The organism is Streptomyces sp. SID12488, from assembly GCF_010548275.1.
Taxonomy (GTDB): Bacteria; Actinomycetota; Actinomycetes; order Streptomycetales; family Streptomycetaceae; genus Streptomyces.
In genome coordinates, this window is sequence record NZ_JAAGLT010000009.1 from 46,089 (window position 1) to 71,295 (window position 25,207).

General features: G+C 70.7%; 27 protein-coding genes. 13 read left to right on the top strand and 14 right to left on the bottom strand.

Annotation, left to right across the window (positions count from 1 at the left end; genetic code table 11):
* Positions 1 to 278: 278 nt before the first annotated feature.
* A complete protein-coding gene (locus G3I56_RS16450) occupies positions 279 to 1,775 on the top strand; it encodes an oligopeptide:H+ symporter (RefSeq protein ID WP_164409731.1) in 1,497 nt (498 codons plus the stop codon).
* A gap of 46 nt (positions 1,776 to 1,821) precedes the next feature.
* Here G3I56_RS16450 and G3I56_RS16455 read toward each other — a convergent pair whose 3' ends face one another.
* A complete protein-coding gene (locus G3I56_RS16455) occupies positions 1,822 to 2,295 on the bottom strand; it encodes a MarR family transcriptional regulator (RefSeq protein ID WP_164409732.1) in 474 nt (157 codons plus the stop codon).
* Between the two features lie 51 nt (positions 2,296 to 2,346).
* Here G3I56_RS16455 and G3I56_RS16460 point away from each other — a divergent pair, with 51 nt between their 5' ends.
* A complete protein-coding gene (locus tag G3I56_RS16460; protein ID WP_164409733.1) occupies positions 2,347 to 3,267 on the top strand; it encodes an NmrA/HSCARG family protein in 921 nt (306 codons plus the stop codon).
* A gap of 14 nt (positions 3,268 to 3,281) precedes the next feature.
* Here G3I56_RS16460 and G3I56_RS16465 read toward each other — a convergent pair whose 3' ends face one another.
* A complete protein-coding gene (locus G3I56_RS16465) occupies positions 3,282 to 3,491 on the bottom strand; it encodes a DUF397 domain-containing protein (RefSeq protein ID WP_164409734.1) in 210 nt (69 codons plus the stop codon).
* The gene (locus G3I56_RS16470) at positions 3,473 to 4,315 is read right to left on the bottom strand and encodes a helix-turn-helix transcriptional regulator (protein WP_164409735.1); all 843 of its coding nucleotides are present in this window, start codon (positions 4,313 to 4,315) and stop codon (positions 3,473 to 3,475) included. Before G3I56_RS16470 ends, G3I56_RS16465 begins: the two co-directional genes overlap by 19 nt.
* Positions 4,316 to 4,515: 200 nt before the next feature.
* On the opposite strand from G3I56_RS16470, the gene G3I56_RS16475 reads away from it, so the two are divergent.
* Genes G3I56_RS16475 through G3I56_RS16485 form a run of 3 tightly spaced genes read left to right on the top strand, consistent with a single transcriptional unit; the run spans position 4,516 to position 5,041 of the window.
* A complete protein-coding gene (locus tag G3I56_RS16475; RefSeq protein WP_164409736.1) occupies positions 4,516 to 4,674 on the top strand; it encodes a hypothetical protein in 159 nt (52 codons plus the stop codon).
* Positions 4,671 to 4,844, top strand: a complete 174-nt coding sequence (locus G3I56_RS16480; protein WP_164409737.1) for a hypothetical protein — start codon at positions 4,671 to 4,673, stop codon at positions 4,842 to 4,844. Before G3I56_RS16475 ends, G3I56_RS16480 begins: the two co-directional genes overlap by 4 nt.
* Positions 4,841 to 5,041 (top strand): hypothetical protein, encoded by a 201-nt coding sequence (locus tag G3I56_RS16485; protein ID WP_164409738.1) that lies wholly within the window; start codon positions 4,841 to 4,843, stop codon positions 5,039 to 5,041. Before G3I56_RS16480 ends, G3I56_RS16485 begins: the two co-directional genes overlap by 4 nt.
* 99 nt (positions 5,042 to 5,140) lie before the next feature.
* Here the strand turns inward: G3I56_RS16485 and G3I56_RS16490 are convergent, their stop codons facing one another.
* The 6 genes from G3I56_RS16490 to G3I56_RS16515 all read right to left on the bottom strand — a co-directional run bounded on the left by G3I56_RS16490 (position 5,141) and on the right by G3I56_RS16515 (position 10,547).
* Entirely contained in the window at positions 5,141 to 6,388 is a 1,248-nt protein-coding gene (locus tag G3I56_RS16490; protein ID WP_239134945.1) for a hypothetical protein, read from the bottom strand.
* 77 nt (positions 6,389 to 6,465) lie between these two features.
* Entirely contained in the window at positions 6,466 to 7,599 is a 1,134-nt protein-coding gene (locus G3I56_RS16495) for a hypothetical protein (RefSeq protein WP_164409739.1), read from the bottom strand.
* Entirely contained in the window at positions 7,599 to 8,477 is an 879-nt protein-coding gene (locus G3I56_RS16500; protein ID WP_164409898.1) for a hypothetical protein, read from the bottom strand. Before G3I56_RS16500 ends, G3I56_RS16495 begins: the two co-directional genes overlap by 1 nt.
* Positions 8,478 to 8,515: 38 nt before the next feature.
* Positions 8,516 to 9,280 (bottom strand): LPXTG cell wall anchor domain-containing protein, encoded by a 765-nt coding sequence (locus G3I56_RS16505; protein ID WP_164409740.1) that lies wholly within the window; start codon positions 9,278 to 9,280, stop codon positions 8,516 to 8,518.
* Between the two features lie 182 nt (positions 9,281 to 9,462).
* A complete protein-coding gene (locus G3I56_RS16510) occupies positions 9,463 to 9,960 on the bottom strand; it encodes an ATP-binding protein (protein ID WP_164409741.1) in 498 nt (165 codons plus the stop codon).
* A gap of 182 nt (positions 9,961 to 10,142) precedes the next feature.
* Positions 10,143 to 10,547, bottom strand: coding sequence for an STAS domain-containing protein (locus G3I56_RS16515; protein ID WP_164409742.1), 405 nt, complete (start codon positions 10,545 to 10,547; stop codon positions 10,143 to 10,145).
* Positions 10,548 to 10,835: 288 nt separating this feature from the next.
* Between G3I56_RS16515 and G3I56_RS16520 the strand changes: the two genes are divergently transcribed.
* From G3I56_RS16520 to G3I56_RS16530, 3 genes are all read left to right on the top strand, one after another.
* Positions 10,836 to 11,768, top strand: a complete 933-nt coding sequence (locus G3I56_RS16520) for an RNA polymerase sigma factor SigF (RefSeq protein ID WP_164409743.1) — start codon at positions 10,836 to 10,838, stop codon at positions 11,766 to 11,768.
* A gap of 161 nt (positions 11,769 to 11,929) precedes the next feature.
* A complete protein-coding gene (locus tag G3I56_RS16525; RefSeq protein WP_164409744.1) occupies positions 11,930 to 13,558 on the top strand; it encodes an RICIN domain-containing protein in 1,629 nt (542 codons plus the stop codon).
* A 167-nt stretch (positions 13,559 to 13,725) separates the two neighbouring features.
* Positions 13,726 to 14,604 carry a hypothetical protein gene (locus G3I56_RS16530; protein WP_203690019.1) on the top strand — a complete coding sequence of 293 codons (879 nt, stop codon included), beginning with the start codon at positions 13,726 to 13,728 and terminating at the stop codon, positions 14,602 to 14,604.
* A 39-nt stretch (positions 14,605 to 14,643) separates the two neighbouring features.
* Here the strand turns inward: G3I56_RS16530 and hutI are convergent, their stop codons facing one another.
* From hutI to hutU, 4 genes are all read right to left on the bottom strand, one after another.
* The gene (hutI, locus tag G3I56_RS16535; RefSeq protein WP_164409745.1) at positions 14,644 to 15,936 is read right to left on the bottom strand and encodes an imidazolonepropionase; all 1,293 of its coding nucleotides are present in this window, start codon (positions 15,934 to 15,936) and stop codon (positions 14,644 to 14,646) included.
* Positions 15,937 to 16,001: 65 nt separating this feature from the next.
* Positions 16,002 to 17,390 carry a formimidoylglutamate deiminase gene (locus G3I56_RS16540; protein ID WP_164409746.1) on the bottom strand — a complete coding sequence of 463 codons (1,389 nt, stop codon included), beginning with the start codon at positions 17,388 to 17,390 and terminating at the stop codon, positions 16,002 to 16,004.
* Positions 17,387 to 18,598, bottom strand: coding sequence for an allantoate amidohydrolase (locus G3I56_RS16545; protein WP_203690020.1), 1,212 nt, complete (start codon positions 18,596 to 18,598; stop codon positions 17,387 to 17,389). The genes G3I56_RS16540 and G3I56_RS16545 overlap by 4 nt, the downstream gene beginning before the upstream one ends.
* A gap of 140 nt (positions 18,599 to 18,738) precedes the next feature.
* Positions 18,739 to 20,403, bottom strand: a complete 1,665-nt coding sequence (hutU, locus tag G3I56_RS16550; protein ID WP_164409747.1) for a urocanate hydratase — start codon at positions 20,401 to 20,403, stop codon at positions 18,739 to 18,741.
* Positions 20,404 to 20,585: 182 nt separating this feature from the next.
* Between hutU and G3I56_RS16555 the strand changes: the two genes are divergently transcribed.
* The 5 genes from G3I56_RS16555 (at position 20,586) to G3I56_RS16575 (ending at position 24,512) form a co-directional block, all read left to right on the top strand.
* Positions 20,586 to 21,983 carry a diaminopimelate decarboxylase gene (locus tag G3I56_RS16555; RefSeq protein ID WP_164409748.1) on the top strand — a complete coding sequence of 466 codons (1,398 nt, stop codon included), beginning with the start codon at positions 20,586 to 20,588 and terminating at the stop codon, positions 21,981 to 21,983.
* A gap of 241 nt (positions 21,984 to 22,224) precedes the next feature.
* On the top strand, positions 22,225 to 22,659 hold the full coding sequence (locus G3I56_RS16560; protein ID WP_164409749.1) for a hypothetical protein: 435 nt from the start codon (positions 22,225 to 22,227) through the stop codon (positions 22,657 to 22,659).
* Complete coding sequence (locus G3I56_RS16565) at positions 22,656 to 23,540, top strand: transcriptional regulator (RefSeq protein WP_164409750.1); 885 nt, start codon at positions 22,656 to 22,658, stop codon at positions 23,538 to 23,540. Before G3I56_RS16560 ends, G3I56_RS16565 begins: the two co-directional genes overlap by 4 nt.
* 37 nt (positions 23,541 to 23,577) lie before the next feature.
* Positions 23,578 to 24,111, top strand: a complete 534-nt coding sequence (locus G3I56_RS16570; RefSeq protein WP_164409751.1) for a roadblock/LC7 domain-containing protein — start codon at positions 23,578 to 23,580, stop codon at positions 24,109 to 24,111.
* 26 nt (positions 24,112 to 24,137) lie between these two features.
* The gene (locus G3I56_RS16575) at positions 24,138 to 24,512 is read left to right on the top strand and encodes a hypothetical protein (protein WP_164318636.1); all 375 of its coding nucleotides are present in this window, start codon (positions 24,138 to 24,140) and stop codon (positions 24,510 to 24,512) included.
* A gap of 13 nt (positions 24,513 to 24,525) precedes the next feature.
* Here the strand turns inward: G3I56_RS16575 and G3I56_RS16580 are convergent, their stop codons facing one another.
* Positions 24,526 to 25,119 (bottom strand): hypothetical protein, encoded by a 594-nt coding sequence (locus tag G3I56_RS16580; RefSeq protein ID WP_164409752.1) that lies wholly within the window; start codon positions 25,117 to 25,119, stop codon positions 24,526 to 24,528.
* Positions 25,120 to 25,207: the final 88 nt, after the last annotated feature.

Sequence of the window (25,207 nt, forward strand, 5' to 3'; positions counted from 1 at the left end):
TACCTTCGGCCGCTACGACGAGAGCGTCCGGGACGGCGGGGCCGGTGCCTGCCGCGCCCCGACGCCAGCACCTGTGCCTCTACGGTGATTTCCTGTCTCTTACCTTGGAATGAGTGACTGATACTCGCCCATCACCTGTGATTCACGTCTCAAATCCTTTTATTTACGACTGTGAGCTGTCGTATGGTGAAAGGAAGCTCTTAGTGGCACCCATGGACCTTTGGCGAGTTTTCTGCTGAAGGTCTTTTTTGTGCGTCCCGACCAGCAAGGAACGACTCATGGCGTCCAGCCTGACGAAGGAATCCCTGACACCGGACACCCCCGGTTCCCCACGGTCCTTCTTCGGCCACCCCCGCGGACTGGCCACCCTCTTCATGACCGAGATGTGGGAGAGGTTCTCGTACTACGGCATGCGGGCCCTGCTCCCGCTGTACCTGATCGCGCCGAGCGGTCTGCACCTGAGCGTGCCGACCGCCACCGCGATCGGCTCCGTCTATGTCTCCCTCGTCTACCTGCTCGCCCTGCCTGGCGGCTGGTTCGGTGACCGCGTCTGGGGCCCGCGCAGGACCGTCGCGGTGGCCGGCGGCGTCATCATGCTCGGCCATCTGACACTGGCCCTGCCGACGGCGGGCACCTTCTACGCCGGCCTCGGGCTCGTGGCGATCGGTTCGGGCCTGCTGAAGGCCAACATCTCCACCATGGTCGGCCACCTGTACGACGGCCCGGACGACCCGCGCCGTGACGGCGGCTTCACCGTCTTCTACATGGGCATCAACGCCGGCGCGTTCGCCGCGCCGCTGGTGATCGGCACGATCGGCGAGAAGGTCGACTGGCATCTCGGCTTCGCCCTCGCCGCGCTCGGCATGGCGCTCGGTCTCGCCCAGTTCCTGCTGGGCAGTCGGCATCTGGACGCGCGTTCGAGTGTCGTCCCGACCCCGCTGTCCGCCGCGGAGAAGTCCGCGACGCTGCGCAGGGCGGCGGTCTGGGCGGGCGTCGCGGCCGTCTTCTACGCGTTCGTCGGCTTCTCGGGCCACTACACGCTGAACTGGGTGATGGTTCCGCTGATCCTGCTCGGTCTGGTCGTCCCGGTGGTCGTGCTGGCGCGGATCAAGCGCGACAAGGACCTCAGCGGGTCCGAGCAGTCGTCGATGTCGGCGTACATCTGGTTCTTCGTGGCCGCCGCCGTCTTCTGGATGATCTACGACCAGGGCGCCACCACCCTGTCGATCTTCGCCGACCAGAATGCCGAGAACAGCGTCCTCGGCTGGGAGTTCCCGGTCTCCTGGTACCAGTCGGTGAACCCGGTGCTGATCATGGCGCTGGCGCCGGTCTTCGCCTGGTTCTGGCTGGCGCTGAACCGGCGTGGCAAGGAGCCGAGCACGATCGTGAAGTTCTCGTCGGGCCTGGTGCTGGTCGGCGTCTCGTTCCTCCTCTTCCTGGCCCCGCTGTCGATCGCCGGGGACGGTCACAAGGCGGCGGCGATGTGGATCGTGGCGATCTACTTCGTCCAGACGGTCGGTGAACTGACCCTCTCGCCGGTCGGCCTGTCGGTCACGACCAAGATGGCGCCGGCGAAGTACGCCTCCCAGATGATGGGTGTCTGGTTCCTGGCGGTCACCGCGGGCGACGCGACGACGGGCCTGCTCTCCGTCGCGGGCGTCAACCTCGACCGGATGGGCGTGGTGGCGCTGGAGGCGGTGCTCGCGGTGCTGGCGGGCGCCGCGGTGTGGGCGTACCGGGGCAGGGTGAAGGCGCTGATGGGGAGCGTGAACTGACGGGTCACCCACGCCGGTCGCGCGGCTCGCGGGACCGGGGTGGGGCTCACCTCGGTTCCGTGGGCAGGGCGCGCAGGTGCTCGATCTGACGCTGGGCCAGTTCGGTCGTCCGGCGCATGTGTCGGCCGAGCAGGGCCAGTTCCTCTTCGGTGTAGCCCTCGAACGTGGCCAGCCAGCCCTCGGCGAGCGAGTCCCAGAACTCGCCGAGGCGCCGCATGGCCGCGGCCACCGGCACGACCAGCACCCGTCGCCGGTCCGCCTCGTCCCGCTGCCGGGTGACGTACCCGGCCTTCTCCAGGCGGTCGACGAGCCGGGTCGCCGAGCCGCTGGTGAGGCCGGTCAGCTGGGCGATCCGGCCGGTCGTGAAGGGGCCCGGCTCGATGCCGAGCAGGCTGAGGCACTGCACGTCCGTCGGGTGCATCCCCAGGTGGTCGGCGACGGCCTGGTTGAACAGCACGTAGGAGGCCACGTACCGCCGGGAGTCCAGTTCCAGGCCGCTCGTCCGGTCGTCTCGGGGCACAACCACTCCTTAATATCTGCGCGGCGCAGACAATGCGTGTACGTTTACTGCATGACGCAGACAATTTATCAGTTCGCCCGGCCCACCCAGCCCGTCATCGCTGTCACCGGCGCGACCGGCGCCCAGGGCGGCGCCACCACCCGGGCCCTCCTCCGCCACGGTTCACGGGTCCGCGCGCTGACGCGTAATCCGTCGTCCACGGCCGCCGAGGAGCTGCGCGGGCTCGGCGCGGAGGTGGCGTACGCCGACTTCGACGACCGGGCCGGCCTGGATGCCGCGCTCACCGGCGCCGACGCGCTGTTCACGATGTCCACGCGCAACGACGACGACGCCGGCGCCGAAGTGCGGCAGGCCGTCTCGCTGCTCGACGCCGCCGCCGCGAGCCGAACCGTCCGGCACATCGTGTTCACCTCGGCCGCCAACGCGGACCGCGGCACCGGTGTCCCCCACTTCGAGACCAAGCACCGTGTCGAACTCCACCTTCGGAGCCTGGGCATCCCCTGGACGGTCATCGCCCCGGGCGTCTTCATGGACAACTACACCAGTGAGTGGACGCTGAGCGGCCTGCGCGAGGGCCGCTTCGCCCTGCCCCTGCCCGCCGACCTGCGGCTGCCGTTCATCCCGGCCGCCGACATCGGCGCGTTCGCGGCGCTCGCCCTGCGGCACCCCGAGGAGTTCGCCGGGCGCCGCATCGACATCGCGTCGGACAACCTGACGTGCACGGAGATCGCCGAGACCCTCTCGGCCGTCTGCGGCCGTCCGATCGAGTTCACTCCGGTTCCCCTGGCCCAGATCGAGGCGCACTCCGCCGATCTGGCCGCGATGTTCCGCTACTTCACCGCGACCGGCCTCGACGTGGATGTCGAGGGCCTGCGCCGCGACCACCCGGAGGTGGGGTGGCACGGTTTCGCCGAGTGGGCGGGGGCTCAGCGCTGGGATCTGGCGAGCCCGGAGGCCCTACTCGGTGCCTGACGGTCGTACGTCCCTCAGCAGATGGGGAGTTCGTCGCGGCGTACGGCGGTGACGAAGGAGGTCCAGGTGGTGGGCCGGAGTATGAGGGCGGGGGCGTCCGGGGTCTTGGAGTCTCGGACGGGGACGGCGGAGAGGTTGTCGGCGACTTCGAGGCACTGGCCGCCGTCGGTGTTGCTGTAGCTGCTCCTGCGCCATGTGACTGCACTCAGGTCGATGGATCGCAACGTGCCTCCTCCAGCATCTCCCCGATGAACTTCCGCGCCTGGGCGGGGGACAACGCCAGGTCGCGCATCGCCTCGTACGCAGCTTGCAGACGCTCGATCCGGCCTCCTCCCTCGATGAGTTCACCATGGAGGTCGTTCTCCGTGTAAGCCACGACGCGTCCGTCGTCGAGCCCCAGGAACATCGCGTCGGTGTTCATCAGCCCGAAGGGTCCGGCGCTGAACGGCAGCACCTGCACGGTCACGTTGGGGCGCTCGGACATCCCCACCAGATGCTCCAACTGCTCCCGCCACGCCTCCGGATCGCGTAGCACCAACCGCAGCACCGACTCGTACAGAATCGTGCGGAATCGCGGCGCGTCCTCACCGGCCAGCATCTCGCCACGGTTGAGGCGCGCCTCGACCTGCCGGGTCAGCTCCTCGCCCTTGATGCCGCCCGCCGCGAGCACCTCGGTCGCGTACCCACGTGTCTGCAGGACGCCGGGGATACTGCTCAACCCGAAGTGCCACAGGCTGAGCGCCTCCGCCTCCAGGCCCATGTACTCGCGGTACTGCTCCTTGAACTCGGTCTTGTCCCCCAGCGCCAGCTCCCACAGCGTCACCAGGAACCTCCCCGTGCCGAAGTACTGGTCGAGCGCCCGCACCACATCCGCGCTGCCCAGTGTGTGGCCGTTCTCCATCTTCCCGAACAGCGAGAAGTCCCAGCCGACCTTCTCGCCGAGCTGCCGCAGGCTGTCCCCGTTCGCCTCCCGCAACGCTCTCAGTTCCTCGGCGAACCGGGCGCGCGGCTGCTGGCTGAGGCTCGTCACGGTGCGTCGTTGCGACATCTCGTTCCCCTCGTGCGGTGACTGTGGGTTGTCGTTGGACGTAGTGGAAATAGCCCCCGCCGAACGTGGGCATCCGGCCCTGTCCACGACGTTTCCGCCCGATTGAGGCGGCATGCTCGTCGTACCTGAACACGCACCGTAATCCGGCGACCGCACACAGCACAGGTTTACGCCGGAACCTCCACCCGAGGAGTGACCCGATGACGACGACCTCCCTCCCCCGTCTCCCCCGGCGTCCCCGCACCACCGCCCACCGCGCCGCCCCCGCCCCCAGCTGGACCCCGTCCGGTGCCTGGGCGGCGCCGACCCCCGAGGTCCTGCGCTCCCTGGAAGCGGCGCTCGCACGGTGGTCGGTGTGAACACGGCCGCCACGCCCTCCACGACGGCCCAGGCGCCGCCCTGTGACGTGTGCGAGGCGCTGGCCGCACAGCGGGACGCGGCCCTGGAGGCCGGCCGTACGGGTGAAGTCAGCGACTGTGAGCGGGAGTTGGGGGAGCACGGCAGGCACGGACAGGGGTGTGCGCCATGACAACGCGTCCACCGCGCCCGCCGCTCTACCCGTCCTACGAGAAGTACCGTCCACCCGCGCCAACGGACGGCTGCGAGGCCTGTCAGGAACTCGCCGCACGCCGGAGCGCCGCGCAGACCGCCTTCGACTACAGCGCGGTCAGTGACGCGAACGTACGGCTCCGGGCCCATCTGCTGGACGCCCACAGCAGCACGTGAGCGGCACCTTCGAGGCAGCGGCAGCGCAGAACGTCCGACCCCGCCCGCGGCAACCTGCTCCGGGGCGGGGTCCTGACGTCATCGTTCACCGTTCGCCGTTCAGCGCAGGCGCCGCCGTCCCGGCATGAACGTGAACACCGCCACGCCCGCCAGGATCACCGTTCCGGCCACCAGGCCCAGCGCCTTCAGGGCACCGTTGTTCTCGGCGCCCGTGTTGGCGAGGCCGCCGCTGGTCCCCGTACTGCCGGAAGTCGTGGTCGACGAGCCGCCGGACGCGCCGCTCGCCTGTTCCTCCGTGTCCAGGGTCAGGGAGACCATCGTCGTGGTCGGAGTGCAGGTGGTCGTCGTGCCGACGGCGTTCACCGTCAACACGCCTGGTGACAGGGTCGATTCACCGGTCGCACCCGGCTTGTACGTGCCCGTCATGTCGGAGACCGACATCGCGTCACCGGTCTTGATCGGATCCGGGTTGCCCGGGCCCTCGACGTGGACCGTGCCCGTGTCGGACCCGCCCAGGACGACCTCCATGGACGGCTTCACCACGCCCGCCGGGAGGTCCGCCGGACTGTTCATCACCGAGCCCTTGAACTGGACCGTGATCTTGTAACTCCCGCCGTTCTTCGTGGCGTTGATCTGGATGGGGGAGGTCACGTCCTTGTCGCCGATCGGTGTCACGCACTTGTACGGGACCTGCACGAGTTTCCCGGTGAAGTCCGTCTGGCCGCTGTCCGTCGCACTCGGTGTGCTGCTCGGCGACTCGCTCTCGTCGTCCGACCCGGTCGGGGTCGGGGTCGGGGTCGGGGTCGGCGTCGCGGACTCGGAGTCCGTCGGAGTCGGCGTGGGTGAGGTCGACGTGGACGGTGAACCGCCGTCACCCGCCGTCACCTTGATCGTCGCCGACGACTGCACCGTCCCGGTCGGCGCGCACTTCGTGTCCGTCCCGTACACGTTGATCGTGTACGCGTCCGGCGTCAGCGTCACGTCTCCCGCCGTCGTCAGTTTCACCTTGCCCTTCATGTCGGACAGGACCATCGCCCCGCCCTTGGGGATCGCCGGGTTCTCCCGCGGACCCACCAGCGCGATGTCGGCGGTCTGCGCACCGGCCGCCTTCAACACCCCGCTCGGCTGGACCGAGTTGGCCGGGAGGTCGATCAGGTCCGGGTTCTTGGACGCGGCCTGCGTGAACTTCCAGACCACGTCCACCTCGTCGCCGACCTTCGCCGTCGCGGGCGCGGTGATCTCCACCTTGGTCGTTCCGTTGACCGGGTCGAGCCCGGAGGCCGCCGGCGGCACGCACTTGGTCGCGTACGACACCTCGGCTGCCTGGGCGGGTCCCGCCGCGGCCATGCCCAGCAGGACACCGCCCGCTCCGCCGAGCAGCAACAGGGCCCCTGCCGCACCCGCGCTCCGTCTCCGTTGCGTTCTCACGTGTTCCCCTTCGTAGTCGTCGTGCTGGTCGTCGGAGTGCCCGCTCCGGTGTCGATGCCCGTGCCCGCGCCCGATCCCGCGCCCTCGACCGCGCTCGCTCCCGGGTCGGCGTCGGGGGTGAACCACGGCAGGGTGGTGGAAGCGGTCGCCGGCCGGGGCTGTTCGCGGTCCTCCCGCGTGTTCAACCTCGGCATACGCAGGGTCAGTTCGGGCAGCCGCAGCGCCCTGCCATGACGCGGCGACGGCCGCCCGCCCGCTCCGCCCGGTCCGCGTGGCCGTACCCGGTCCACCACAGCCATCCCGATGCGGAACAGCGCCGCCGGTACGACGACACCGGCCAGGACCCAGAACAGGGTCACGCCCCACGGCCGGCCCACGCCCCACGGCTGCTCGGCGAGCATCTTGCCGTCGTACCTCAGCGAGACCGTGTAGTCACCGTGCGCCCCGCTCACCAGGCCGACCGGCAGCTCGACGCGTGCCTTCCCGCCCGGCGTGATCGTGCCGCGCCACTGCTGCTCGTCCCACTGCGGGGCGAACACCCCGTGGGAGGTGCCGACCTGGAAGACCGGGTCCTTGACCGCCGCCGTGCCGAGGTTGCCGACGGTGACCACCAGGGTCCGGGTGGGCGGCGCCCCGAACCAGGTCAGCACCCCGCTCGAACCGTCGAGCCGCGGGTCCGTGAGGACCGAGAGACGGCCCGTGCCGGTCTGCGCGGGCAGCGGTTCGACCGGGTGCCCCGCCACCTTGAACACCGCGTCGGCCGCCGCCTGCGAGCCTCCCGTCACCGTCGCCACATGCACCACACATGGGCACGGCACCGGCGGTTCGGTCACCGGCAGGCTCTTGCTGAAGCCGCCGAGCGTGTCCGTGGTGACGGCTCTCGCGTCCGCGTTGGCACAGGAGTTGGTGCCGCCGATCACTCCCCGGCCCGGTGTGGACCGGCCGCAGATCAGCATCATCAGCAGCGTCCTGGGCTGCCAGCCTGCCCCCGTGACGATGATCGAATCACCGGTCCCCGCCTGGGACTTGGACACCTTGACGGTCGGCCCGTCGGCGGCTGCCGCACTGGTCACGGGCACCATCAGGAGAGCGATCGCCAGCACCGCGACCAGTGCAGGAATCCGCCGCATCACGTCATCGCCCCCGTCAGCTCATCCGGCTTCGCCGCCAACTCCGGGCGTCTATCCGGCCGTTCATCACGCCTACGGCGCCCGATCCGTCGTACGACCACAAGGGCGGCGCCCGCCGACAGCACCCCCGCGACCCCCGCCACCCCGCCCCACGGCACGAACCGCACCGACGCGCCCGCCTGGTCGCGCACCGCCCCGCCCGCCGCCGTGACCGTCAGGCGTACGTCGACCGCGTCGAACCCCGGCCTCCCGGACCAGGGTTCGGTGAGGGTGACGCGCCGGCCCGGGGACAGCCGTACGGGCAGCGTGCGCGGGGCCCGGTCGAGGACGGGACCGAGGACACCGTCCGCGTGGACGGCGAGCGTCGGGGTCAGGTCGGTGGTGCCGCGGTTGACCAGCTCGTACGCGATGCGGTCACCGCGTACCCTCACGTGCTCGACGGTCAGCGCGGGCAACCGGGGTCCCCTGACCCGCAGTCGGACCCGCAGCGTCGCGCTCCGGCCCGAGGCGCGGGCGGTGATCGTGGCGGTGCGGTCGCCGGGAGGTGTGCCCTCGGGGATGCGCACCGTGAACGGCACATCGGCTCGCGTGCGGGCGGGGACGTCCACCTCGGGCGCGGCCAGGGTGAGCCAACTTCCGCCGGTCAGCCGCACGTTCAGGATCCGCGCCGTCGGGTTGCGGACGGAGAGCGTGTCCTGGAGAACCGTTCCCGGGGTGCCCTCGGTGTAGAAGTACGGCCGTCCGGTGCCCAGGGGCGTGACGGACCAGCTCTCGTCGGCCACGGCCGGCGTCCCCGCGGACAGCAGCACGACGAGGCCGAGGAGGCTGAGGGGACTGAGGCGACGGAGATGACTGGGGCTGGGGCAGAGGACACGCATCGGCGGCTCCCGGAAGTCGTACGGGTCTCGTACGGTCCTCAGTGGCGTGCCGTCGGCTGCCGTCGTACCGGCGTCCCAGTCCGGTTCCTGTGCGCCGTCTGGTTCCTGCGCGTCAGCCACAGCGTGCCCGCCGCGCCCGCGAGCAGCACCGTGCCGCCTAGCGTGCCCAGCGCGATGAAGGAGTCCTCGGGGCCGGTCTGCGGGAGGTCGGCACCGGTGTCGCCGCTGCCGCCGGTGCTGCTCGTGCCGCCGGTGGTACCGCCGCCCGAGGCCCCCGTGATGTCGAGCGTCAGGGACGGCTTGGGGCTGTTGGTGGGCGTGCACGTGGTGGTCGTACCGGCGGCCTTGATCGTCAGGATTCCGGCCGTGAAGGTGACCTTGCCGTTCTTCGAGGGCTTGTACGTGCCGCTCAGGTCGTTGATCTTTATGGGGGTGTTGGCGGGGAGCGCGGCCTCGTTCGCGGGACCGCTGACGTTCAGGGTGCCGCTGTCCGCGCCGCCCAGTTTGATCGTGGCGCTCGGGCTCATCGCGCCCTTGCCCAGTTCCACCGGGCTGGACGAGACGCCCTTCTGCCAGGACATCGTGACCTTGTAGGAGCCGCCGCTCTCGACCGCCTTGATGTCGATGGACGAGAGGGCGCTCTTGATGCCGATCGGCGTGTCGCATCGGTAGTTGACGTCCACGACCTCGGCCCGGGCGGCGGGGGCGGCCAGCAGCACCGCCGATCCGGCGAGGGCCGCGACAGACGCGAGCGCGGCGCCTCGTTTCGGGTGCGTTCGGCGGCATGTCCGGTGGTACGACATCGTCGTCCCCCATTCCTGGCGGTCATTCCTGGCGGCCCTGGCGGCGAATCTGACGGCACATCAGATCGCGGATCGGCCGTCAAGGTACGCCGGAGGACCAACACTTGGAAGACACAGCACACACCGGATCGCCGGGATTTCGGCCTGATTCGAGTGGTGCTCACACGCCGGAACGACGGGAACTACGCCGGAGCGCCGAGCTCCGCCCACACCTTCTTGCCCGCGATGCCGGGAGTCCGTACGACTCCCCAGTCCAGGCACAGCCGCTGCACGATGAACATTCCGTGGCCGCCGGGGCGCCCGGCCCGGTGCGGGGTGCGCGGGGCCGGCTGGCCCGCGCCATGGTCCGAGATCTCGACGCGGATCACCTTGTTGTCGCAGGTGATCCACATCTCGTCCGGGCCATCGGCGTGCAGGCAGGCATTGGTGACCAGCTCGGAGACGACGAGCAGCACGTCCTCGGCGGCGGCCCGCCGGTCGGCGGCCTCGGCGGGCAGCCAGCCCCACGCGTACAGCGCCTGCCGGGCGAAGTCACGGGCGAGCGGAACGACACCGCTCTCGCCCGCGAGACTCAGGCTGCGGGTCTGACGGCCCCCGGAAGCGCCGCCGGACTCGGCGGACTCCTGGGAGCCCGCCGAGGGCTCCGGGAAGCCCGGCGAGTCGGGCCGGGTGGTGCTCATCAGCGCTTCACCTCACCGATTCACCAGTTCACGTACACGGTCTTCATTCACCACAGCTCCCTACGCACGTCATTGTGTGCGCATTCAGGATGTCTCCTGCCCGGGGGAACCGACAGAACACCCCCCAAAGAGAGCGCACTCGACAACCCGCCCGGCCGACCGAGGAGACTCGGCCGGAAAGGCTAGGAGGATTCAAGTGCCGCAGGGGACTCCGGAGGATCGTCTGCAAGCGCGTCGGCAAGGGACTCGTGGACGGTGAAAACGGCGTCCGCGCCCGTGATCTCGAACACTCGTGCGACCACCGGTTGCATCGCGGCGAGATGCACCCCGCCGCCGGCTTCCTCCGCCTTCAGGCGGGCGCCGAGCAGCACGTTGAGGCCGGTGGAGTCACAGAACTCCAGCCCCGCGCAGTCGACGACCAGCCGCGAGATGCCCTTCGCGAGGCAGTCCTCAAGTGGTTCACGCAACAGGTCGGCGGTGTGGTGATCAAGTTCACCCGTGGGCGTCACGACGGCGCTGGAGCCTTCGTGGCGCACCTCCACCAGAAGCCGGCCAGACTCTGCGCTGCCGACCGTCTCGCGGTCCATGCCGTCTCTCTCCCGAGCTCGTGTCTGCATTACCGGCGCTCGCTCGCGCCGAACTGACGTCCACGAACACTACGCCTTCCCCACACTCTTCGACACCCGAACTAAAGCCCATATACGGACATACGGGAAGACAGTGCACTTGCGGTGGGCTCGGGAAAGCGGGTAGGGCTAGTAGTGCGCCAGTTCCTGTCAGCGAGCCGGCCAAGACGAACACCCGATATGGCCGGCATTGGAGTCGCCGCACACCGCACCGCACGCACCGGCTTCGGCAGCCTTATGCCGAGAACCATGGAGGACACCATGTCACCCCGGCTCGACGCATCGCATACCCACACAGCGACGTCGACACCCCCTCCGGAACACACGGACTCCCGACTACTGGACCGGCACCTCCCGGGTGCGCACGTTCCGGACGCCCTGGACGGGCTCCCCGAGATCCCGCCGTTCGACAAGGTGGGGGCGGTCGACGCCCGTGCCCTGTCCAAGACCCTCTTCGCGCGACTGGAGTCCCTCGAAGAAGGCACCCACGACTACTCGTACGTCCGTAACACCCTCGTCGAGCTCAACCTCGCGCTGGTCAAGTTCGCCGCCTCCCGCTTCCGTTCGCGCAGCGAACCCATGGAGGACATCATCCAGGTCGGCACGATCGGCCTGATCAAGGCGATCGACCGCTTCGAACTGAGCCGCGGCGTCGAGTTCCCGACGTTCGCCATGCCGACCATCGTCGGCGAGATCAAGCGTTTCTTCCGTGACACGTCGTGGTCCGTCCGCGTACCTCGCCGGCTCCAGGAGCTCCGGCTGGACCTGGCACGGGCCGGCGACGAACTGGCCCAGCAGCTCGACCGCGCCCCCACCGTGGCCGAGCTGGCCGAACGCCTCGACCTCTCGAAGGACGAGGTCGTCGAGGGCATGGCGGCCTCGAACGCCTACACCGCCAGCTCACTCGACGCACAGGCCGACGAGGACGACTCCGAGGGCGCGCTCGCGGACCGTATCGGTTACGAGGACAACGGCATCGAAGGCATCGAGTACATCGAGTCCTTGAAGCCGCTGATCGCCGGACTCCCGCCCCGGGACCGGCAGATCCTCTCGCTGCGGTTCGTCGCCAACCTGACCCAGTCGGAGATCGGCGAGGAGCTGGGCATCTCCCAGATGCATGTGTCGCGACTGCTGTCACGGACGTTGCAGCGACTGCGAAAGGGCCTGCTGGCCGAGGGCTGAGGCCCTCCGGAGGCCCTGAGGCCCCCACCGGGAGAGGTTTCCGGTTACCTACGGAAACCTCTCCCCTCTTTTCCCAAAGGCCCCCTGCGTCACCCGGACCGCCCTCAGACTGGCTCGTACGTCAGGACGGGGCGAAGCCGGGGGTGCGAGGAGGCGGACGGATGTCCCAGGACACCGGCCACAGTGGAGTGGACGGGGAGTACGGGGAGTACGTCGGCGCGTCCGACGCACACCTCACCGAGTTGCTGCGCACCAACTCCCCCACCGCGTACCTCGCGTTGCAGGAACTCCGGGCCCGCCACCGCGCGTCCGTCCTCGCCTACGCCCGCCTGTGCACGACGAGCGACTCCACGGCAGGGCAGTTGGCGGCCCAGGCCTTCACGGTGGCGGCCCGGGACACGGCACGCGGTACCGAGCCGAGCGTCCCGTGGCGCCACCAACTCCTGTTGCTGACAGCCGATCTGGCGGCCACCTGGGCGACGGACGAACGTGCGGCGGGCCTCGACCCGAGCCTGCTCCTCGTCCTGAACACACTCGCCCCGATGAACACCCCGATGAATGCGGGGAGCGCGCAGGGCGCGGCGGGCGGAGCCGGACTGATCCCGCCCCCGCCCATGCTGGGCCCGTTCCAGTCGCTGCCGTCCCGCACCCAGGGCCTCATCTGGTACGGCATCGTGGAGCGCGAACCCGAGGACCGGACCGCCGCCCTCCTCGGACTGACGCGCGAGGACGTGACGCACGAGACGGACTCGGCGCTCCAGGCCCTGGCACAGGCCTGTCTGCGGTTCCGGCTGGCCGTCTCGGACGATCCGCGCTGCCAGGACTTCCGCCGGCTGATCGAGGAGTCGGTCCGCCCCGTCAACCCCCGCCACAGCACGGACCTGAACTCCCACATGGTCATCTGCCCGCACTGCTCGGTGGCCTACGAGGAACTCGCCGCCCTGCGCGACAACCCGCGCACGGCGCTGGGGGAGGGCCTGCTGCCGTGGAGCGGCCTGTCGTACGCGAGGGACGCGCCGACCGTCACGCGCGCCAACACCCGCCAACCGGAAGGCAGTTGGCCCTGGACTCCGGCCCGGCCGTCCCGGCGGCGGTTCGTGCTGGCCTCGGCCGTGCTGGGCGTGACGCTGGTCCCGCTGGTGATCGTGCTGCTCTCGCAGAGCGGCGGCTCGCCGGATACACAGGGCGCGGCGGGCACCCTCCCGGTCACCGCGGTGCCGAGTGTCTCCGGGGCGACGTCCCCCTCCTCACCGGCTGCCGCCGACTCCCCCTCCCCGGCGCCGACTTCACGGCCGCCGACCACTCCGACCCCGTCTCCCTCGCCGACTCCGAAGCCAACCCCTACACCCACTCCCACTGCCACGCCCGCGTTCCGGGCGCCGGGCGCCTCGTTCGCCCAGGTGGTGAACGTCGCCTCGGGACGCTGTCTGGACATCCGGGGCGGTGTGCTGGAGAAGGGTACGGACGTCGTCACGGCGACCTGCTCCACGTCGGCCGCGACCCAGCGCTGGCAGGTGGACGCCGGCTCGGGGCTGCTGCGCTCGTCCGCGGACACCGACCTGTGCCTGGACAGCCGGGGTGATGTGGACAAGGGCGTGGGCATCTGGGAGTGCGAGTCGGTGAGCGACAGCGAGAACGGCGACAACCTGCGCTTCACCGTGGACGACGACGGTGTGATCCGTCCGGCGATCGCCATCGCTACGGGGCTCACTCCGGCCGGTGACGACGGCCTGACCCTCGAACCCCTGACCGGCGGGTCGGGGCAGCGGTGGCGGGCGGGCGCTAGCTGAAAAGTCCGTATCCGCCAACCTCCCGCGACAGGTGCGCGTTTCACTCCGCCGGACGAGACCGGACGAGGCGGAAGTGAAATGCGGCCGGGGACGCGTCGGCAACCCCGTGCACGCCCCGTGGCGACCCGAGGGTGAATCCCGCCCCCCCCCACAAAGGGAGTTCACCGATGCGTAAGCAGCTCGCACGTCTCTTGGCCATCCTCGCGGCACTGGCCGCGCTGATCGCCGCCCCCGGTCTGCCGGCGGCGTTCGCCGCTCCCGCCGTGACGGCGGCGCAGGCTCGGGCCGCCGAGGACTGGAACCCGCCCGCGAACCTCGTACAGCCACTGAACGAGGTCTGGAACCACGTCTCGTCGACCTACCCGGACCTCTACGGCTTCCGCAACTACGGCTGGGACCAGGTCATGGCCAACCGGGGAAGCGTCAACTACTGCGTCCGCTGGGAGTCGGACGCGCCCGTGAGCACCGCCCTGCGCGACCGGATCCACACCGCGCTGAAGAAGCAGTTCGGCAAGTGGATGGCGGCGATGGTCGACAACGGCAAGGGGCACAACGCCTGGCCGTACACCAGCGTGCCCGTCAACATCGTCGGCTGGGCGGTGAAGAACCGCTCGACCCTCCAGTGGACCGACAACTCCGTCGACATCTACGCCGGGAACCTCGACGGCGGCGGCGCCCCGCAGTGCGCTCCCGACTGCGGCCGCTTCTTCCACCAGGACGGCAACTACTCCAGGTGCCCGGGCGGCGCGTCCCGCCACTACGACCAGTCGCTGTGGCTGACGAAGGGCTTCCAGGGCGGCGCCGGCGGCGACTGGGGTCAGCGGGTCGGCCAGGAGTACTTCACCAGCACGCTCGACCAGGAGAACATCCACATCTACCTGCACGAGGTCGGCCACACCTTCGGGCTCGACGACTTCTACGACTGGACCCCGACCGGCCAGTGCTGCTTCGTCATGAACGCGGGCAGCGCCACGCAGATCACGGAGTTCGACAAGTGGATGTTCCGTGACTTCTGGCGCCACCTGAAGAACCGCTACGGCCTCTGATCCGAATCAGCCTCCGCAGCCGCAGCCGAACGATTCGGTTCAGACGACCCGCACGCCCCGCCGCCACACCCCGCTGACCAGCGGAACCCCCGGCCGGTAGGCCAGATGTACGTGGCTCGGGGCGTCCAGGAGTGTCAGGTCGGCGTACGCCCCGGGCGTGAGGCGGCCGATGTCGGTGCGGCGGAGGGCTTGCGCGCCCCCCGCCGTGGCCGACCAGACCGCCTCGTCCGGGGACATGCCCATGTCCCGTACCGCCAGCGCGACGCAGAAGGGCACGGAGGAGGTGAAGGAGGACCCCGGGTTGCAGTCCGTGGAGAGCGCCACCGTGACGCCCGCGTCGAGGAGGCGGCGGGCGTCCGGCCACTGGGCCCGGGTGGAGAACTCGGCGCCGGGCAGGAGGGTCGCGACCGTGTCGCTGTTCGCGAGGGCGTCCACGTCGGCGTCGGTGAGGTGGGTGCAGTGGTCGGCGCTGGCGGCGTCGAGTTCGACGGCGAGCTGTACCCCGGGGCCGTAGGAGAGCTGGTTGGCGTGGACGCGCGGATGCAGCCCCTTCGCCCGGCCCGCCGTGAGGATCGCGCGCGCCTGGTCGCCGTCGAAGGCGCCCTTCTCACAGAAGACGTCGACCCAACGGGCGTACGGGGCACAGGCGTCGAGCATCTCGCCGGTGACCAGGGCGACATAGGCGGCCGGGTCGTCGGCGTAGTCCGGGGACACGATGTGGGCGCCGAGGTAGGTGACCTCGTCGGTGTGTGCGGCGGCGATGCGCAGGGCGCGGGCCTCGTCCTCGACGGTCAGGCCGTACCCCGACTTGGTCTCGAAGGTCGTCGTGCCCTGGTGGAGGGCCTCGCGGAGATAGCGGGTGAGGTTGGCCTCCAGTTCCGCGTCCGTGGCGGCGCGGGTGGCGGCGACTGTGGTGCGGATCCCCCCGGCGGTGTAGCCGCGCCCGGACATGCGGGCGTTGAACTCCTGGGTCCGGTCGCCCGCGAAGACGAGGTGGGAGTGGGAGTCGACGAAGCCCGGGAGGACAGCCCTGCCACCTGCGTCGACCCGATTGTCAGTGGCGGGTGCTTTGCTGGTTTCACCGGTCCAGACGACGCGGTCGCCCTCTATGACGACGGCCGCGTCCAGGATCAGTCCAAGAGGTGATCCTCCCCCACTCTCGAATTTGCTCGAGCGGGGGGACCCCCATCCGAGAGAGGGGTCGTTGGTGACCAGGCTGCCGATGTTCGTGATGACAGTCGTCGTGCCGGTGGTGGTGTCGGTCGTGCTGCCGATAGCGCTCTTCGTCCGGTTCGGGCTGCCCGGACTGCTCGGCGTGCTGGTGCTGTTCATGGCGTCCTCGTGGGTGGCGGGCGGCCTGCGGGCCAGGGTTCGTACGGGAGGCGTTCGTACGGGGGTCAGCCGCGCAGGGCTTCGACAGCCGCCGCGAGCGCCTGCGGCACCTCGGGTACGACGGTGTGCGCCCCGTCACGCACGACGTGCCGACCGGCCACGACCGTATGGCGCACATCCGCTGCCGACGCTGCGAATACCGCGGTCTCCGCTCCCAGGCGAGGCACCGGCCCCGCAGTTCTGACCGAGTCGAGCGCAATCGTCGTGAAGTCGGCGAGCGCACCCGCCTCAAGGGTGCCCGCGTCGTCCCAGCCGAGGGCCGCGTGGCCGTCGGCGGAGGCTGCCCGGAGCAGTGCTGCCGCTGTCCAGTGACCCCGGGTGCGGGTGCGCAGGCGCTCGTTCAGCTCCATTGCGCGCGCCTCTTCGAACAGGTCGATGACGGCGTGACTGTCGGAGCCGAGACTGAGTGGTGAGCCCGCGCGCTGGAGGGCGACGGCGGGGCCGATGCCGTCGGCGAGGTCGCGCTCGGTGGTGGGGCACATACAGGTACCGGTACCGCTGCCGCCGAGGAGCGCGATGTCGGCGGCGGTGAGGTGGGTGTTGTGGACGCCGGTGGTGCGGGGGCCGAGGACCCCGTGGTCGGCGAGGAGGCGGGTGGGCGTGCACCCGTGTGCGGCCTGGCAGGCGTCGTTCTCCGCCGTCTGCTCGGACAGATGGACGTGGAGCGGGGCCCGCCGTTCCTCGGCCCAGCGTGCCACGGTCGCCAACTGACCGGCGGGCACGGCCCGTACGGAGTGGATGGCGGCACCGATCCGCGCGTGATCCCGTTCCTTGAGAACTGAACAGCGTTCCGCCCAGGCCTCGGCCGTGCCGTCGGAGAAGCGGAGCTGGTGGCGGTTCGGGGCCTGTCCGCCGTGCTTGTTCAGGATGCCCGCGGAGAGGTAAGCGGTGTCGAGGAGGGTGATGCGAACACCGGCGTCGGCGGCGGCCTCGACGAGGGCCTCGCCCATCGCGTTCGGGTCGCCGTAGGGGGTGCCGCCCGGGGCGTGGTGGACGTAGTGGAACTCGCCCACGGCGGTGATGCCGGCAAGCGCCATCTCGGCGTACACGGCTCGGGCGAGGGCGTGGTAGCTGTCCGGGGTGAGCTTGTCGGCGACGGAGTACATGACCTCGCGCCAGGTCCAGAAGGTGCCGGAGCCGACCTGGACGGTGCCGCGCAGGGCACGGTGGAAGGCATGGCTGTGGGCGTTGGCGAGGCCTGGAAGGGTGAGCCCGCGAAGGATCTCGGCGCCGGGCGGCGGAGCTTCGACTCCGGTGCGGACGCCGGCGATACGACCGTCCCGCAGGTCCAGAGCCACGCCTGGCTCGACGTTGGTGTCGAGCCAGGCGTGCTCCAGCCAGTAGGTGCGCTGCGGATGCGAGTGCCGAGGCGGGTGCTGATGAGGGTGCGTCACGTGCAGGCCAGCCCTTCCAGTACGTCGGCGAGTGCGGTCACCCCGGCCACGCAGTCGTCCTCGGCGGCGTACTCCGCCGGGGAGTGCGAGACGCCCGTGGGGTTGCGCACGAACAGCATGGCGGTCGGGATGCTCCCGGAGAGAATCCCGGCGTCGTGTCCGGCACCGGTGCCCAGGACGGGAACCTTGAGCTCGGTGTCCTTCCCGTCCCGGCCCAGCTGTCGGGCGAGTTCGTCGCGCAGGGCGTGGTCGAACTCGACGACGGGGGTGAACGACTCACGGACGACGTCGAGATCGACGCCGTGCGCCTCGGCGTACTCGCGGGCCGCCTTCTCGACACCGGAGACAACGGTGTCGAGGGCGTGCTGGTCGGCGGCGCGGGAGTCGAGCCAGCCGCGTACGAGGGAGGGGATGGCGTTGACCCCGTTGGGCTCGACGCTGATCTTCCCGAAGGTGGCGACCGCACCGGCGAGCTGCGCCTCGCGCCGGGCGGCGAGGACCGTCTCGGCGTACGGCAGCATGGGGTCACGCCGGTCGACGAGGCGTGTCGTACCGGCGTGGTTGGCCTCACCGCGGAAGTCGAAGCGCCACCGCCCGTGCGGCCAGATGGCACTGGCGATGCCGACGCGGTCGCCGCTGAGGTCGAGAGCCCGCCCCTGCTCGACGTGCAGCTCGACGAAGGCGCCGATACGTGCGAGCCGCTCGGGGTCCGGCCCGATGGCGTCCGGGTCGTACCCGGCGGCCTCCATGGCCCGCGGCAGGGTGACCCCGTCCCCGTCGGTCAGCAGCCGGGCCTGGTCGACGGTGACGGCCCCGGCGGTGAGCCGCGACCCGACACAGGCGAGCCCGAACCGGGCACCTTCCTCGTCCCCGAAGTTGACGATGGCCAGCGGCTTGCCGAACTGCGCTCCCCGGTCCCGGAGTTCATCAAGAGCGGCAAAGGAGGAGACGACCCCGAGGGGCCCGTCAAAGGCCCCGCCATCGGGCACGGAGTCAAGATGCGACCCGGTGACAACGGCATCCCCGGCGCCGGGATCCCCGAGCCAGGCCCACTGGTTCCCGTTCCGGTCGACCTCGTAGGACAGCCCCCGGCTCTCGGCCTGCTCCTTGAACCAGGCCCGGCATTCGAGATCGATGCCTGTCCAGGCGTAACGGCGATAGCCGTGTGAGCCGGGGTGGCGCCCGATGGGGGCGAGGTCGCGCCACATCTGATGGAAAGAGGCACCGCCGGCAGGCTGTGGGCAGTCGTTCCGCAGGGCGGAACCGGTGGGCGCAGCCGAACCGGCAGACGGTGACGATCCCCCGCCCCTCGCCGAAGCGTCGCCGTCCCGCCCGCCGGAAGGACCCCTCACGCGTCGTCCCCCTCGCGCATGGGCACCCGTACACCCCGCTCGTCCGCGACCGTCTCCGCGATGTCGTACCCGGCGTCCACGTGCCGGATCACGCCCATCCCGGGGTCGTTGGTGAGCACCCGGCGGATCTTCTCGCCCGCCAGTTTCGTGCCGTCGGCCACCGACACCTGGCCGGCGTGGATGGACCGACCCATGCCGACACCGCCACCGTGGTGGATGGAGACCCACGACGCTCCGGACGCCACGTTCACCATCGCGTTCAGCAGCGGCCAGTCGGCGATCGCGTCGGAGCCGTCGAGCATCGCCTCGGTCTCCCGGTAGGGAGACGCGACGGATCCGCTGTCCAGGTGGTCGCGGCCGATCACCAGCGGCGCGGCCAGCTCACCGCTCGCCACCATGTCGTTGAAGCGCTCGCCCGCCTTGTCCCGCTCGCCGTAGCCGAGCCAGCAGATGCGGGCCGGCAGCCCCTGGAAGTGGACGCGCTCCCCGGCCATCTTGATCCAGCGGTGCAGGGATTCGTTCTCCGGGAACAGCTCCAGCATCGCCTTGTCGGTCTTCGCGATGTCGGACGCCTCGCCCGACAGGGCCGCCCAGCGGAAGGGGCCCTTGCCCTCGCAGAAGAGGGGGCGGATGTACGCGGGCACGAAGCCGGGGAAGGCGAACGCCCGCTCGTATCCGGCCAGTTGGGCCTCACCGCGGATCGAGTTGCCGTAGTCGAAGACCTCGGCGCCGGCGTCCATGAAGCCGACCATCGCCTCCACGTGCCGGGCCATGGACTCGCGGGCCCGGGTCGTGAAGCCGGCCGGGTCCTTCGCCGCGTAGGACGCCAGGTCGTCGAAGTCGACGCCGACCGGCAGGTAGGCCAGCGGGTCGTGGGCCGAGGTCTGGTCGGTGACGATGTCGATGGGGGCGCTCTCGGCGAGCATGCGCGGGAGCAGTTCGGCCGCGTTGCCCAGCAGGCCGATGGAGAGCGGGCGGCGGGCGTCACGCGCCTCCACCGCGAGCTGGAGGGCGTGCTCCAGGGAGTCGGCCTTCACGTCGAGGTACCGGTGCTCGATACGGCGCTCGATGGCGCGCGGGTCGACGTCGATACAGATCGCGACGCCGTCGTTCATCGTCACGGCGAGCGGCTGGGCGCCGCCCATCCCGCCGAGGCCGGCGGTGAGGGTGATCGTCCCGGCGAGGGTGCCGCCGAACTTCTTGGCGGCGACGGCGGCGAAGGTCTCGTAGGTGCCCTGGAGGATGCCCTGGGTGCCGATGTAGATCCACGAGCCGGCCGTCATCTGCCCGTACATGGTCAGGCCGAGGGCCTCCAGGCGGCGGAACTCCTCCCAGTTGGCCCAGTCGCCGACCAGGTTGGAGTTGGCGATCAGGACACGCGGGGCCCACTCGTGGGTCTGCATGACACCGACCGGGCGACCCGACTGGACGAGCATCGTCTCGTCCTGCTTCAGGGTTCGCAGGGTGCGGACCATGGCGTCGAAGGAGCGCCAGTCACGGGCGGCCTTGCCGGTGCCGCCGTACACGACGAGCTTGTCGGGGTGTTCGGCGACCTCGGGGTCCAGGTTGTTCTGCAGCATCCGCAGGGCGGCCTCCTGCTGCCATCCCAGGGCACTCAGTTCCGTACCGCGCGGGGCTCGTACGGGGCGGGGTCCTGACATGGTCTGCCTCCCAGCGGACTGACAGTGGACTGTTGCAGTGGATATTCACATCCTGGACTTCTGAATAGAACTAGTCAATACCTTCTCGTGCCCGGCATGCGCGCGCCGTAGATGTTTGGCTTGACCTGTCGACACGGATCTCGACACGACATCAGCACGGAACGACAGCACGGGGGACGCAAATGGAGAACAACGGTTCCGATCGCACGGGCCGCCGGGACGAAGCCGTACGCGCCGCCGTGGAGCAGGGACTGCTCCGCGCCGACACACCCATCGTCGGACTTCTCGACGTCATCGGCATCCGCGAGTCCGCCGCCGAGCTGCGCGCCGCCTTCGACGCGGTCGTGGCACCCGGTACACCCGTCCTGCACGCCTTCGCGGTGAAGGCGACCCCGCTGGTGCCCGTACTGCGGCTGCTGCGCGAGGAGGGGATCGGGGCCGAGGTGGCGAGCCCGGGGGAGCTGGCGCTGGCGCGGGCGGCGGGGGTGCCGCCGAACCGGACAGTGCTCGACTCGCCCGCCAAGACGCCCACCGAGCTGCGCGAGGCGCTGGCGCTGGGCATCGCCGTGAACGCCGACAACCCGCAGGAGCTGGACCGGCTCGACGCGCTGATGCGGTCCGCGACCAGCTGGTCCCCGATCGGGATCCGGGTGAACCCGCAGATCGGCGGAGGGTCGATCGGGGCCACGTCCACCGCCACCACGACCTCGAAGTTCGGGGTCGCACTGCTGGACGAGGGGGCGCGCGAGTGGATCGTGGGGGCGTACGCCGAGCGCCCGTGGCTGACCAGGCTGCACGCGCACACCGGGTCGCAGGGCATCCCGCTGTCGCTGATGGTCCGGGGCGTGGCGGAGACGTACGCGCTGGCCGAGGAGATCAACCGGCGGGTCGGGCGGCGGCAGATCGACACCATCGACATCGGCGGCGGGCTGCCGGTCAACTTCGCGTCAGACGCGACGATTCCGACGTACGCGCAGTACGCGCGGCTGCTGAGCGACGCGGTGCCGGGGCTGTTCGGGGGCCGGTACGGCCTGGTGACCGAGTTCGGGCGGTCGCTGCTGGCCAAGCACGGCACGGTCGTGGCGCGTGTCGAGTACGCGAAGAGCGCCGGCGGGCGACCGGTCGCGGTCACGCACGCGGGCGTGCAGGTCGCGACGCGGACGGTGTACGCACCGGCGTCGTGGCCGCTCAGGATCGCCGCGTACGACGGGAAGGGGCTCCCCAAGTCCGGGCCGGACGTGGTGCAGGACGTGGCCGGGCCCGCCTGCTTCTCGGGCGACCTGCTCGCCGAGGGGCGTGCGCTGCCGCTGCTCGAACAGGGTGACTACGCGGCGGCGCTGGACACGGGCGCGTACTACTTCGCGCACCACTACGCGTACAACTCCCTCGCCCGGCCCGGGATCTACGGCTTCGTGCCGGGCGCGAACGCGGGCGGACCAACCGACGGAGGCGACGATGTCACCTTCGCGGTCGTGCGGGAGCCTCAGACCGTCGCGGAGATCGTGGCCGAATCCGGTGGGGCGCACGCCTCGGCGCTCACCACCCTCGTCCCCACCACCTCCCCCTCCGCACGCCCTTGACGGACCCCGGGGAACATGCAGGTCAACTGCCCTGAAAACGGGGTCAGTCGACCTACCTTAGTCATCCGCCGCATGTTCCACCGGAAAATGCCAGATCTCTCACTCCTCGCGCACACGTTGCGTAGCGTCTGCGTCACTCAGCCGAACGTCGGTTGGCCGAACATCCGTCGGCCGAACACCGGGCGGGACGGCCGAGGACCAGCCGGACAGACGCGAGCGGGACAGGTGGGAGGGGCCAAGGGTGCCCGGAATCGACGAGTGCTTACTGGAAGCCATGCGGCTGCCCGGTGCCCGGGGTGCCGCGCTGGTGGACTGGACCAGCGGGCTGGCACTGGGCACCGTCGGGGAGTCCCCGGGCGGTGATCCGGAGACGATGGCGGCCGAAGCGGCCGAGCTGGCCCGGCTGGCCGTCGAGCACCGGGCGTTCGCCCCGGAGGAGGAGTACGACGCCGGCGCCACCGACGCCGACGAGTTCGCCGGTGGCCCACTGGGACAGGATCCTCCGGTCGAGGACCTGATCATCAGCAACCGCGACAGCTATCACGTCCTGCGGTTCGTCACGACGAGCTTCGACAGCAGTGTGTTCCTGCACCTGTGGCTGGCCCGCGCGGACGGCAATCTCGCGCTGGCCCGTATCCGGCTCGGCGAGATGGCCGGACGGCTGGTGCTGGGATGACGACTCTGCACACCAACACCAATCTGACGACCCCGCCGCCACGCCTGCCGGTGCGGGACAAGGCGGCGGGTCGCCAGCGGGCGTGGGGCGGGGTCTCACCGATGCTCGGCCGGCTCGCCACCGAGCGGGCAACCGGCGTCCTGGTCCGCGAGTGCGGCTCGCTCTACCTCGCCGACGGCCAGGTCGTGCACGCCGAGAGCCCGGCCGTACCGGGCCTGGACGTGCTGCTCACAGCGCGCGGCACGCTGGACGCGGAGGGCTGGCGGGACGCGGTCGGCGCGGCCGGCAAGCTGCACCGGGTCGGGCGGTTCCTGGTAGAGAGCGGCCGGATCGGCGTGGGCGCCCTGGAGGTGTGCCACCTGGGGGCGCTGTACGACGCGGCGTACTTCGCCCTCGCGCCCAGCGGGACGCCGGGGCACTTCAAGTACGGGGACGCACACTGGCTCGGTCCGGTGCGCCCGGTGCCGGTGGCCGCGGTGGAGCACGAGACGCTGCGCCGACGGGCCCTGCTGCACCGCATCTGGCCCGACCCGGCCCCCGACAGCGCCCCGCTGCTCCTCTCCGGCAGCCCGGCCGCGCCGACGGTCACCGCCCGCCAGCACGCCGTACTGGCCCTGGTGAACGGTGTCCGTACGGCGGCGGACATCGCCCTGGCGCTGGCCAGGCCCGCCTTCCACACCCTTGTGGACGTACGGCGTCTGGCAGCCGCCGGAGTCATAGCCCCGGAGGCCACGCCGACCCCGGCGCCGGCCCCCGTCGTCCCGCCACCACCGTCGGAGTCCTCGGCTCCCCCGGCTCCCCCCGGGACACTGCCGCCGTCGTTCGCCGACCCCAACATCACGCTGCTGAAGAGGCTCAGGGATGCGCTGGAGGCCCTTTGAAAAGCAGCGCCCGCGTGCCGAGAGGAGGCAACAACTCATGGCAGCCGAGGCCGAGGTCATGGACGAACTGCGCCGGCTGCGGGCCCGCGTCCCCCAGCTCACCGGCGCACTCGCGGCCAGCGTCGACGGTCTCGTCCTCGTACAGGACACCCCGGGTGTCGAACCGGAGACGGTCGCGGCACTCACCGCCACCGCGCTCAGTGTCGCCGTGCGCATGGCGGACGCGACCGGCCAGGGCGACTTCCGCGAGCTGCTGATCCGCGGGGTCTACGGCTATGTGGCGACATACGCGGCGGGCCGTACCGCCGTCCTGACGCTGCTCGCGCAGGACCGCGTCAACGTCGGCCGACTCCACCTGGAGGGCCGCCGAGCCGGCCTCCGTATCGGCGAGCTGGTGGACGCGGCGGCCGAGGCGGAACAGGCGTCCGCGCCGCCCAGACCGGCCGTCACGCCCGAACCCACGCCGCCGGCCGCACCCGAACCCATGCCCACCCGAACCAGAACCCCGCGCGCGCCACGCACACCGACAACCACGCCCGACGCGCGCACCACCACCACCACGGAAAACTGAACCGGAAGCAGGAGAGGAACACCGTCATGGCCACCACAGAGACCGCGTTGAAAGAGGCGCTGACCTCCATCGAGGGCGCCACCGGAGTCGCACTCGTCGACTACACCAGCGGCATGGCCCTGGGCACGATGGGCGGCAGCAAGACGTTCGACCTGAACGTCGCCGCCGCCGGCAACACCGACGTCGTACGCGCCAAGATGCGCACCATGGAGCATCTGGGCCTGAAGGGCGAGATCGAGGACATCCTGATCACGCTCTCCAGCCAGTACCACCTGATCCGCATGATGAAGGGGCGCGGCGGCAACGGCCTCTTCCTCTACCTGGTGCTCGACATCAACCGCTCCAACCTGGCGATGGCCCGCCACCAGCTGAAGCGGATCGAGGCGGAGATCGAGGTCTGAGAGGACCGACGGGCTAGACCAGGACGCCGCCGCGGCGGCGCGCCCCGCCCGGGGTGGCGTCGCCGGCGGCGATTCCCGTGGCGCGGTAGGCCTTGACCGGCCTGCCCGCCGGGGCACCGGAGCGCGGGCCGAGCCAGTCCACACGTACCCACAGCAGTACGTCGTCGGCTCGCTCCCGGCGGCCCAGCCAGGCGGCCTTCAGCCGCAGCCCGGTACCGGCCCCGGCGAGCAGCATCCCGCCCGCCGCGGGCACCGCGAGGGAGCTGCCCAGCGCGACGGCGAAGGCGAGCAGCAGCCACCAGCGGTGGCCACGGCGCCAGTTGCGCACGGTCACCGCGCGGTCCTGGAGCACGTCGTGCCTGCCGGCCCGGGCGGCACCGGCGGCGAGCGCGGTGTAGCGCCCGCGCCGCAGATACGCCACGGCACCGGCCGCGACGATGAACAGCGCGGCCCCCGCCATCACCCCGATCCGGCGGCCGGTGATCCCCGGCACCAGTACGCCGGTGCCCGCCGCGAACACTCCGAACCACCACATGGGCGCCGCTCCGGCCCGTACGACCACAGCCACCCGAGCGAGACCCTGCCCTCCGTGAACTCCGCGTGCCACGTCCGCCTCCCGGTTCGTTCATCCGGCACAGTCCTGACAGTTCCGACAGACCTGACAGCTCTGTCGGAGCGGGAGAGTAGCGAGCGAA